General features: G+C 68.2%; 9 protein-coding genes. 6 read left to right on the top strand and 3 right to left on the bottom strand.

The features are described from left to right. The first annotated feature begins 13 nt into the window (after positions 1 to 13). From QSJ18_RS03830 to QSJ18_RS03820, 3 genes are all read left to right on the top strand, one after another. Complete coding sequence (locus QSJ18_RS03830) at positions 14 to 691, top strand: isochorismatase family protein (protein ID WP_286324924.1); 678 nt, start codon at positions 14 to 16, stop codon at positions 689 to 691. Next, complete coding sequence (locus QSJ18_RS03825; protein ID WP_286324923.1) at positions 688 to 1,464, top strand: SDR family NAD(P)-dependent oxidoreductase; 777 nt, start codon at positions 688 to 690, stop codon at positions 1,462 to 1,464. Before QSJ18_RS03830 ends, QSJ18_RS03825 begins: the two co-directional genes overlap by 4 nt. Before the next feature lie 80 nt (positions 1,465 to 1,544). Then, on the top strand, positions 1,545 to 2,495 hold the full coding sequence (locus tag QSJ18_RS03820; protein WP_286324922.1) for an LLM class F420-dependent oxidoreductase: 951 nt from the start codon (positions 1,545 to 1,547) through the stop codon (positions 2,493 to 2,495). Here QSJ18_RS03820 and meaB read toward each other — a convergent pair. The 3 genes from meaB to QSJ18_RS03805 are packed head-to-tail and all read right to left on the bottom strand — an operon-like array spanning position 2,484 to position 7,710. After that, the gene (gene meaB, locus QSJ18_RS03815; protein ID WP_286324921.1) at positions 2,484 to 3,518 is read right to left on the bottom strand and encodes a methylmalonyl Co-A mutase-associated GTPase MeaB; all 1,035 of its coding nucleotides are present in this window, start codon (positions 3,516 to 3,518) and stop codon (positions 2,484 to 2,486) included. The genes QSJ18_RS03820 and meaB overlap by 12 nt on opposite strands. Continuing rightward, positions 3,518 to 5,782, bottom strand: coding sequence for a methylmalonyl-CoA mutase (gene scpA, locus QSJ18_RS03810; RefSeq protein WP_286324920.1), 2,265 nt, complete (start codon positions 5,780 to 5,782; stop codon positions 3,518 to 3,520). The genes meaB and scpA overlap by 1 nt, the downstream gene beginning before the upstream one ends. After that, a complete protein-coding gene (locus QSJ18_RS03805) occupies positions 5,779 to 7,710 on the bottom strand; it encodes a methylmalonyl-CoA mutase family protein (RefSeq protein ID WP_286324919.1) in 1,932 nt (643 codons plus the stop codon). Before QSJ18_RS03805 ends, scpA begins: the two co-directional genes overlap by 4 nt. A 131-nt stretch (positions 7,711 to 7,841) precedes the next feature. Between QSJ18_RS03805 and QSJ18_RS03800 the strand changes: the two genes are divergently transcribed. From QSJ18_RS03800 to QSJ18_RS03790, 3 genes are read left to right on the top strand one after another with little or no spacing between them, the layout of a single operon-like run. Then, positions 7,842 to 8,648: a TVP38/TMEM64 family protein gene (locus QSJ18_RS03800; protein ID WP_286324917.1), complete on the top strand. Its 807-nt coding sequence runs from the start codon at positions 7,842 to 7,844 to the stop codon at positions 8,646 to 8,648. Between the two features lie 31 nt (positions 8,649 to 8,679). Further along, on the top strand, positions 8,680 to 9,273 hold the full coding sequence (locus QSJ18_RS03795; protein ID WP_286324916.1) for a hypothetical protein: 594 nt from the start codon (positions 8,680 to 8,682) through the stop codon (positions 9,271 to 9,273). Continuing rightward, positions 9,270 to 9,833: a hypothetical protein gene (locus QSJ18_RS03790; protein WP_286324915.1), complete on the top strand. Its 564-nt coding sequence runs from the start codon at positions 9,270 to 9,272 to the stop codon at positions 9,831 to 9,833. Before QSJ18_RS03795 ends, QSJ18_RS03790 begins: the two co-directional genes overlap by 4 nt. The last annotated feature ends 17 nt before the right edge of the window (positions 9,834 to 9,850 follow it).

Raw genomic sequence — 9,850 nt, 5'->3', positions numbered from 1 at the left:
CTATCCTAAAGTGGTGGCGATACCGGCAATTCCCTCGTACGAGATCCCCTCCGGCGACTACCCCCCGAAGGTCGACTGGACGCTCGACCCCGGCCGCGCCGCCCTGCTGATCCACGACATGCAGCGCTACTTCATCGACGCCTACCGGCGCGATCAGGAACCGATGGCGACCGCGCTGCCGAATATGGTCGCCATCCGCGACCATTGCGCTCAGCTCGGCGTCCCCGTGGTGTACACCGCGCAACCGGGCGACCAGCATCCCTCGCGCCGCGGCATCCTGGCCGACTTCTGGGGTTCGGGTATGTCGCGCGGACGCGACGAGGAGATCATCCCTGAGCTGGCACCGCGGGCCGACGACATCCGTGTCACCAAATGGCGTTACTCCGGATTCCAGCGCACCGACCTGCGTCAGCTGCTCGCCCATCACGGCCGGGACCAGCTGATCGTGGTCGGCGTCTACGCCCACATGGGGTGCATGATCAGCGCGACCGACGCGTTCATGAGCGACGTCGCGCCATTCTTCGTCGTCGACGCGATGGGTGACTTCAGCCGTGACGAGCATCAGATGGCCGCCTCCTACATCGCCAAGCGGGCCGGACGAGTCGTCACCACCACCGAGGTGATCGCCGAGATGAACCGCGCCGAAACGGATACCGACCTGGTCGCCGACCGGCAGGGTGTGCGGGTATGACCGACACACACGCCGCCAACAAACACGACACCCACAGCACCGCGAACCACAACAGCGCCGGCCACGTCCCGGGCATCGCCGGCCGGCGCGTCGTGGTCACCGGCGCCGCAGGCGGGATCGGCACCGCGATCAGTGCCGCGCTGACCGCCGCCGGGGCGCACGTCCGTCGGTGGGATCGGCAGGCCACCGCCGACATCCTCGGCGTGGATGTCACCGACCGCACCCAGGTCACCGACGCCTGGCACACCGAAGAACGACGGTCGGGTCCCATCGACCTCGTGGTGAACGCCGCGGGCATCCTCAGCGACGACTGGGACGCATGTATGGCCGTCAACGCCGGTGGAGTACGCAACGTCCTCGACGTGGCAACCGCGGCGATGGTCCCGCGGCGGCGCGGATCGATCGTGGTGATCTCGAGTAACGCAGGCGCCACCCCGCGCACCGGCATGGCCGCCTACGCCGCATCGAAGGCAGCCGCCACCTCCTACGCCCGCAGTGTCGGGCTGCGCGTCGCCCCGTCCGGGGTTCGGGTCAACATCGTCTCCCCGGGATCCACCGACACCGCCATGCTGCGCGGCATGTGGACCTCCGCCGACGACCGCGAGGCGACGCTGGTCGGCTCCCCCGACCAATACCGGCTCGGCATCCCGTTGCAACGTCTCGCCGACCCCGCCGACATCGCCGACAGCGTGCTGTTCCTCGCCTCCGATGCCGCCCGCCACATCACCCTGCACGACCTGCGCGTGGACGGCGGCGCGACGCTCGACATGTGACGGGAGCTACGCCCGGCACACCTCGTCGGCTGTCGGCGACTCCAGCGCGGCCCCCGCCGGATCGGCGTACCGTTCCTCCGGTGACCAGACTCGGCTACCAGATCCCCAACTTCACCTATCCCGATGTCGCACCCGACCAGCTGTTCCCCACCATCGTCGCCCAGGCTGTCGAGGCCGAGAACTCCGGTTTCGACACCGTGCTGGTGATGGACCACTTCTATCAACTCCCCATCCTCGGTGATCCCGGCGAACCGATGATCGAGTGCTACACCCTGCTCTCGGCATTGGCCCAGCACACGCGGCGGGTCCGATTGTCGGCGCTGGTGACCGGCAACACGTACCGTAATCCGGCACTACTGGCCAAGATCGTCACCGCCCTCGACGTGGTGTCCGGCGGTCGCGCCCAACTCGGTATCGGGGCAGGCTGGTTCGAACTCGAACACGATTCGTTCGGCTTCGAATTCGGCTCCTTCACCGACCGTTTCGAAAAGCTGGAAGAGTCACTGCACATCGTGCTCGGTATGCTGCGCGGCGAGCGACCCAGCCTCGACGGGAAGTGGTACCGCGCGCAGGAGGCGCTGAATTCGCCTGCGCCGCTGTCGCGCATCCCGATCATGATCGGTGGTGGCGGCGAGAAGAAGACGCTGCGGATGGTCGCCCAGTATGCCGATGAATCCAATCTCATCTGCGCGCCCGAGGACATCGGCCGCAAACTCGACGCGCTGACCGCGCACTGTGCCGCGCTCGGGCGGGACCGGTCGGAGGTCACCGTGACCGTGCAGACCTCGGCCTGCATCGCCGACACACAGGCACAGGCACAATCCGAGTTCGAGGCGTATCTCCAACGGAATCCGGCCGCCGAGGTTCGGCGGGCGTCGACCATCGTCGGCGACCCCGATCAGGTGGCGCAGCGCTACCGCGACCTGCTCTCCACCGGTATCGACGGATTCACCGTGAACGCCCCGGCCAACGGTCACCTACCGGGTCGGGTGACGCTGCTAGGCGAGACCCTGGCCGACCTAGTCGAGTGAGCTGACCGCCCCGTCGGCGTCGAAGGCGTCGACGATGTGCTGCGCGGCCAGTGCCGGTGTCAGATCACCTGTGCGCAGCTGGTTTTCGACGTCGGCGCGGATTCCACGGACGGCCGGCGACTGCGCCAACCGAGCCAGGACGATGTCGTTGACCATCGCCCAGGTCCAGTCGATCTGCTGCTGATTGCGGCGGGCGGTGAACTCGCCTGCCTCGGTCAGCACCCGATTGTGGGTGCGCACCGCCTCCCAATACTCAGCGACACCGGTCTTCTCCAGCGCGCTCATCGTCAGGACCGGCGGTGTCCACAGCGCGTCATGCGGGTAGAGCAGCTTGAGCGCGTTCTTCAGTTCGCGCGCAGCGCCTTTCGCTTCGATCTGATGTTTGCCGTCGGCCTTGTTCACCACGATGACATCGGCGAGCTCGAGGACACCCTTCTTGATGCCCTGCAACGAGTCCCCGGTTCGAGCGAGGGTCAGGAAGGTGAACGTGTCGACCATGTTGGCGACGGTCACCTCGGACTGGCCGACACCGACAGTCTCGACCAGCACCACGTCGAAACCGGCCGCCTCGACCAGCACGATGGTCTCGCGGGTCGCCTTCGCGACGCCACCGAGTGTGCCGGAGGTCGGCGACGGACGGATGTACGCGTTCGGTTCCACCGACAGCCGGCCCATCCGGGTCTTGTCGCCCAGAATCGATCCGCCGGTACGCGTCGACGACGGGTCGACGGCGAGTACCGCAACCTTGTGTCCCTGCTCGATGAGGTGCATACCGAGCGCCTCGATCGTCGTCGACTTGCCCACGCCCGGCACGCCGGTGATGCCGACGCGGAACGACTTACCCGCTTGCGGCGTCAGTCGAAGCAACAACTCCTGCGCGGCGACGCGATGGTCGGGCCGGGTCGACTCGACCAGGGTGATCGCCCGAGCGAGGTCGGCTCGCCGATCGGCGAGCACCCCCGACTCCAGCGCGTCCACATCGACCCGCCTGCGCGCCGCCCGGGCGGCGGCATGCTCGGCCATCACGAACCGGCGACCCCACTCAGTTCCAGACCAAGGTTGTCGGCAAGCCTGGCGATCAGCTCCTTGGCCGAATCGGCAATCACGGTGCCCGGCGGGAAGATCGCCGCAGCCCCGGCGGCATACAACTCGTCGAAGTCACCCGGCGGAATGACGCCACCGACCACGATCATGATGTCCGGGCGACCCACGGCCGCCAGGGCCTCACGCAATGCGGGCACCAGGGTGAGGTGACCCGCGGCGAGGGAGGAGACACCGACCACGTGCACGTCGTTGTCAGCGGCCTGGGCCGCAACCTCCTCCGGCGTCGCGAACAGCGGGCCCACGTCGACGTCGAAGCCGAGGTCGGCAAAGGCGGTCGCGATCACCTTCTGGCCGCGGTCATGACCGTCCTGACCCATCTTGGCGACGAGCACGCGGGGGCGGCGACCCTCCGCCTCGGCGAATTCCTTGACGACCGCGATCGCCTCGTCGACGTTGCTCACCTCGCCCGCCTCATGTCGATACACCCCGCTGATGGTCTTGATATCGGCCTGGTGGCGACCATAGACCTTTTCCATCGCGTCGGAGATCTCACCGACGGTCGCCTGATGGCGGGCCGCCTCGATGGCCAACGCCATCAGGTTGTTCTCCATGCCACCCTCGGTCGATGCCGCCGCGCGGGTGAGGTCCGCCAGCGCCTTGTCGACCGCGGTCTGGTCGCGGTCGGCGCGCAGCCGGGCCAGCTTCTCCAACTGCTCGGCACGCACCTTCGAGTTCTCGACCTTGAGGACCTCGATCTCCTCGTCGTCGGTGACCTGGTACTTGTTGACGCCGACCAGCGGCTGCTGCCCCGAGTCGATACGCGCCTGGGTGCGAGCGGCCGCCTCCTCGATACGCAGCTTGGGCAGGCCCTCGTTGATCGCCTGGGTCATGCCGCCGGCCTCTTCGACCTCACGGATGTGGGCGCGCGCCTTCTGCGCCAGCTCGTGGGTCAGCCACTCGACGTAATTCGAACCGGCCCACGGGTCGATCGGCCGGGTCGTGCCGGACTCCTGCTGCAACAGCAGCTGGGTGTTACGGGCGATACGCGCGGAGAAGTCGGTCGGCAGCGCGATCGCCTCGTCCAGTGCGTTGGTGTGCAGCGACTGGGTGTGCCCCTGAGTCGCAGCCATCGCCTCGACGCAGGTCCGGGCGACGTTGTTGAACACGTCCTGAGCGGTCAGCGACCAGCCCGAGGTCTGCGAATGTGTACGCAGCGACCGCGATTTCGCGCTCTTCGGGTCGAAGTCGGCAACCAGCTCACTCCACAGCAGACGCGCCGCGCGCAGCTTCGCGACCTCCATGAAGAAGTTCATGCCGATACCCCAGAAGAAGGACAGGCGCGGCGCGAACTTGTCGATGTCGAGTCCGGCTTCGAGTCCGGCGCGGATGTACTCGACGCCGTCGGCGAGGGTGTAGGCCAGCTCCAGGTCGGCGGTCGCACCGGCCTCCTGGATGTGGTAGCCGGAGATCGAGATCGAGTTGAACTTCGGCATCTTCTGGCTGGTGTACTCGAAGATGTTCGAGATGATCCGCATCGACGGCTTCGGCGGATAGATGTAGGTGTTGCGGACCATGAACTCTTTGAGGATGTCGTTCTGGATGGTCCCGGCCAGTTTCTCCGGCGGCACACCCTGCTCCTCGGCCGCCACCACGTAGAGCGCCAGGATCGGCAGCACCGCGCCGTTCATGGTCATCGACACCGAGACGTTGCCCAGGTCGATGCCGTCGAACAACTGGCGCATGTCCAGGATCGAGTCGATCGCGACACCGGCCATACCAACGTCACCCGCGACGCGGGGATGGTCGGAGTCGTAGCCGCGGTGGGTGGCGAGGTCGAAGGCCACCGACAGACCCTTCTGCCCGGCCGCGAGGTTGCGGCGGTAGAAGGCGTTCGACTCGGCAGCCGTCGAGAAACCTGCGTACTGACGGATCGTCCACGGCTGGTTGACATACATCGTCGGATACGGACCGCGGATGAACGGCGCCTCACCGGGGATCGAGTCCAGCGGATAGGCATGTTCACCGGTGGTGATCGCATCGCGGTCCGCACGGGTGTGGATTGGGGTGACGTCGATCTGCTCCGGCGTGTTCCAGGTGATCTGATCCACGGAATAGCCATGCGCCTGAGCGAGTTCCGCGACCGCCGGTGCCCCGGCCAGGCCGGTGGCGTCGGTCTGCTCGTCGGCGCTCAGCGGCACATCCGCGAAGGACGGGATCGATGTCGTCGGATCGGTCTGGGTCATGATGATGCTCCCGCCGACGCGCCCGCGCCCGCCGTGTCGTCCAGTTTGTCGAACAATTCGGTCAGGACCGCCACCGCGTCGATGCCGACACGCAGCGAACCGTCGGGGCGGTCGTCACCCGCCGGCCACTCCTTGTCCGGCCCGGCGAGCAGCACCTGCCCCACACCGGCGGCACGCACCGCGGCCAGCGCGGCCGGGCCATCCTCGCCGTAGCGCGCCTTGGTGCCGCAGAGCACCGCGATCGTCGCGGAGGCGTCCGCCACCGCACTCGCGATGTTGTCGGCGGTCAGCGGCCCCGGGTTGACGGCGGTGATGCCACCGGCGGCCAGCAGATTCGCGACGAAGGTGGTGCGGCCGTTGTGCTCGGCGACGCTGCCCAGCGGAACCAACAGCACCGACGGGCGTACCCCACGAGCGGCCAGCACGGCGTCGGAGCGGTCACGCAGCTCTTCGAACGGACGGCCGACGCGGGCCAGGCGCGGAGTGCCCCCGACCAGGTCGGTGGCATCGGCGGCACCGGCGCCGAGGGGCTTCTCGTCGAGGTTGGGGAACTCGTTGACACCGGTGACCGAGGTGCGGCGATGGGCCACCTCGACCTCACGCCGGGACAACGCGGCTCCGACGCGGTCGGTGATCCAACCGCTGTCCAGCGCACTGCGGTAGCCGCCGGCAGCCTCGACCTCGGTGAACACCGACCACGCCGCGGCGGCGAGATCGTCGGTGAGCGACTCGATGAACCAGGACCCGCCGCCCGGATCGAGTACTCGGCCGAGGTTGGACTCCTCGAGCAGCAGCAGCTGGGTGTTGCGGGCGATACGCCGGGAGAAGCCGGCGCTCGAGGTGCGCAGGTCGGCCGGGATGGCGGCGTCGTAGCCGAGCACGGTGACCTGGTCGGCGCCACCGACACCGGCGCCGAAGGCGGCGATGGTGCTACGGAGCATGTTCACCCACGGATCGCGCTGGCTGAACATCGACAGGTCGGTCACCGCGTGGGTGAGGGCGCCACCGGCTTCGCGGGCGCCGACGACGTCGGCGACACGCGCCCAAACCTTGCGCAGCGCACGCAGTTTCGCGATCGCGGCGAACTGGTCGTCGTCGACCGAGACACCGAAGGTGACCTGCTCGAGCGCCGCGGCAGCGTCGAGTCCGGCGGCAGTGAGCTCACGCAGGTGCGCCAGCGCGGCTGCCACCGACAGACCCAGTTCGAGCGCATTGTCGGCGCCGGCGGTGGCGAAGTCGGTGCCGTCGACCCGGAAGGTGCGCACTCCGGCGGGCAGGCCCTGGGTGGCCAGTGCGACGGCTGCGGCACCGTCGACACTGTCCCGACCCGCGAAGGCCGCGGTGAGCGGGGACAGACCGAAGGAGTGGGTGGTGGCCGCCGTGACCGGAGCCGCCTGGGGTGCCTTCGCCGCCTCGGCGCGCAATGCCAGCAGCGTGCGAGCCGCGTCGATTCCGTGGGCACCGGCATCCAGGGTGACCGGAACGAGATCGAGGTAGACACCGGCCAGGACCGCGGCGAGGTCGTCGGCACCGATGCCGTCACCGACGCGCAACCACAGGCCGCTGGTGCCGACACCCATGGCGTCGAGGATGGCCTCGTTGGTTGCGGCGGGTGCCTGCGCACTGTCGCCGAAGCGTTCGGTGACCCGCCAGCCGACGGTCACGTCACGCTGCGGGTCGCTGCCGCGGACGAACGGAAAGTGGCCGGGCAGACCGGGTTCGGCCGACTCGTCGCGGCGCGTGTACAACGGCCGGACCGTCAGTCCGTCGGCTGTCGCAGTCGACAGCATCGACTCGGCGTCGGCCGGCAACTCCTCCACCGTGACTCGTCGCGATTTGGCGAGCACGGCGGCCGCGGCCTGCGACCATGCCCGGTGGGCATCGTCGAGCTCAGCTGCGGATTTCTGCTGGTCAGTATGTTGTGGCATGTGGGGTAGAACACCTCCGGTGATGCACTGTGCGAGCGCGTACATGACCTTAGCCGATCGCTCGCTCGGCAACGCATCGAGGGCCGAACGGTGATCAAGGCCACGCTCGCGAGCCGACTAGACTCGGCGCAATGCCCGATCGCTCCACCACCCCGGCACCACGCCGACAAACGCGTGTCGATCCCCGCGCACTGCGCATGGGGATTGTCGGCGCACTCGTGGTGGCTGCGATCCTGGCGGCCACCTATCTCATCCCGACGCCGTCGGTCAGCCTGGTCCGATCCTGGGGTGACAGCCTCGGCCCGTCGTTCGTGTGGCTGTTCTTCATCGCCTACGCGGTGGTGACGATCGCGCCGATCCCACGGTCGACGTTTACGATCCTGGCGGGCGTCTTCTTCGGCCCGGTGGTCGGTTTCGTCGGTTCGATGATCGCCTCGGCGGTAGCCGCGATCGCCGCCTTCCTCCTTGCCCGCCACCTCGGACGGGCGCGGGTGCAGCCCTATCTCGGTAAACCCGTGGTAGCCGCGATCGAATACCGGCTCACCCATCGTGGCTGGCTGGCGGTCGGGTCGCTGCGCCTGATCGCGGCGTGCCCGTTCTCGGTCACCAACTACTGTGCGGCCCTGTCCTCGGTGCGGCTACTCCCCTATACCGTGGCCAGCGTCATCGGTATGGCGCCCGGTACGGCGGCGGTCGTTTTCCTCGGCGATGCGCTGACCGGCACACGCAGCCCACTCTCACTGATGCTGACCGGGCTCCTGTTCGCGGTGGGCCTGACCGGGCTACTTCTCGACGCCCGGCTGCCACTCCCGCCGACCCCGGAGACCGCCGACGAAGGCGAGACCAGCAAGGATGAAAACTTGATAGTTGCCGATCAAGCCGAAGAGCTTGATGTCAACCCGCCGCGATCCGGCACCACATCAAGGGAAAATGCTTGATTTTCTTATCTCAAGCTAATAGCCTTGAGTGATGTTCGTCATGACCGTCGACCAGCGCGGCAGCCGAACCGACATCGACCGGGTCGGTGATCTGCTCACGCGTTTCGCCGATGTCGACATGGTCCGGCGATTCGAACGCACCGCAGGCGACGAGGCACAGGCCGTCCTCGACGATGCCACCGTCGTCGCGCGCCTGGCCGTCGAACTGGCCACCGACGGGCACTGGAGTGTCGGCATCGGTATCGGACCGGTGGACGAACCACTGCCCGCCTCCACTCGCGCCGGCCGCGGGCGTGCCTTCGAATTCGCACGCGACGCGGTCGAATCGGCCAAACGCCGACGGATCCCGGTAGCCGTCGTGGGCACCGACCACCGCTGGTGCATCCACGCCCAGACCGCGATCCGGATGCTGGCCGACGTCATCGCGGGCCGTAGTGCGGCGGGCGCTGAGGCCACCGCGCTGATGCGTACCGGACTCAGCCAGGCTCAGGCGGCCACGCAACTGGGCATCTCACCGCAGGCCATGTCGCAGCGGCTCCGCAGTGCGAGCTGGGATGCCGAAATCGACGCCTACGCACTGGCGGCCGACCTCCTGGCCACCGCGAATTCGGGGGGAACACCATGATCGTGACCGGCATCGTGCTGTTGGCGCTGACCGCAATCCTGCCGCCGGTGGTCGAGGTCGCCCGCCGACGTCAGCCGTTGCGCCGACATCCGGTCCTGGTCGATGCCGCGACCACCACCGCCATGGTCGCGCTCGTCCTGCTCGCCGCACTGCTGGCGATCCCCGACGCCTCCGTCACCGATGGCACCCGGGTCATCTGCTACATCGTCACCGTGCCCGCCGCGGTCGTCGCGGGCGGGCCCATCGTGCGCACCGTCCTGGCCGCCGGTGGCGCCGTCACCCGCCACGATGACGCGAGCGGCATCGACCAGTCCCCGGCCCCGCCTTTCGGCCCGCTGCGGGGTGGTCGCGTCATCGGCTATCTGGAACGGCTCGCCGTCGCCGCCGCGCTGCTCGCCGGATGGCCCGAGGGACTCGCCGTGGTGTTGGCGGTCAAGAGCCTCGCACGGTTCCCCGAGCTACGGGCGCCGCACGCCTCCGAGCAGTTCATCATGGGTACCTTCGCCTCGGTGCTATGGGCGGTCGGCGTCGTCGGCGTCGGCGTCCTCCTGATCACCTGACCCTGATCCACTGCCCC

It is taken from the genome of Gordonia heveisoli (assembly GCF_030315745.1).
Lineage (GTDB): Bacteria > Actinomycetota > Actinomycetes > Mycobacteriales > Mycobacteriaceae > Gordonia.
The sequence above is the reverse complement of the archived record's forward strand: the minus strand, read 5'-3'. Positions and strand labels throughout refer to the sequence as shown.